1 protein-coding gene is annotated in these 1,016 nt (G+C 58.0%); it reads right to left on the bottom strand.

Annotated features, from left to right (window positions below):
- Positions 1–55: 55 nt before the first annotated feature.
- Positions 56–1,016, bottom strand: a 961-nt coding sequence (locus AWB65_RS35045; RefSeq protein ID WP_235008123.1) for an IS5 family transposase, incomplete at its 5' end; no start/stop codon positions are given.

Raw genomic sequence — 1,016 nt, 5'->3', positions numbered from 1 at the left:
GTTTTGTTCGTGGACGCCTCGGGGCGTTCATCAGGTGGCCTTGTACTTTTCGAACTCAGGCAGTTGTAGGAGGTGCGAGCAAGGTTCCTCGCGAGGCGTTGTGGAGGCTGCGCAGCCACTCGAGAACAAAAAACACGGGCGCAAGCCCCAGGCGAACAATAGCGCGCAGCAACCAGCGAAGGTTATAGCCCACCGCGCATAGCACCGCATGTAAGGCGTCGCCGGTTTGCCCTTTGAGCCAGCAACGCTGCATGCCGTGGTCCTGCTTCACATGCCCGATGATCGGTTCTATCGCTTGCCGGCGTTTCAGCCATCGTCGTTGTGTACTGCTTAGCGACTTGTGTTTACCTCGGTGAATCAACTGTACTGGCGCGAGATCAGCATCCACACCGCGATACCCGAGGTCCGCCAGAACGGTCTTCGGCTTTGACACGCCCGGCAGATCCTGAAGCTGGATGGACGTTTGTTCAAGTTGTCCGGACAGAGTATGCCCGTCATAGGGGTTGCCCACAAACGAGCGTGCACCGACAATCAGGCCTTGCTTCTCCGTGATTGCGAGGCTCACCTTGACGCCAAACTCATACGGCTGGCGAGCCTTGCCTTTTGAGATGCACTCCACTTCTGGCGCATGAAGCGCATAGAGCTTGTGCTTATCTTTCGCTCGCTGGCGGCAGATACGCCAGGCGCGCTCAAGCCAGATGCTTAAGGATGCCTGTCGCTCAGTGGATGCGTTCGGTAACTTTCTCTCGATGTTGCGCAGCAATCGTCCGAGTATCGTGCGCTGACGCTTGAGCACCCGGCGCAGTCGCTTGAACTGCTTCGCATGCGCATAGCCACCGGCGCGGCGACGCAATTGTTTCCCCTCTCGCTCGTATGTTTGCTTCAGTGCCAGTCCGGCACGTTGCGCGAGCCTTGCGAGTTTGCCTCGTGCAATCTCCAGCAAACGGCTGTCAGTCGGATAGGCAATCGCTTTTTGTTGGACCGTCGTATCGACAATCACGCGCTCGAACTCGGCC

The organism is Caballeronia humi (assembly GCF_001544475.1).
Classification (GTDB): Bacteria; Pseudomonadota; Gammaproteobacteria; order Burkholderiales; family Burkholderiaceae; genus Caballeronia; species Caballeronia humi.
The sequence above is the reverse complement of the archived record's forward strand: the minus strand, read 5'-3'. Positions and strand labels throughout refer to the sequence as shown.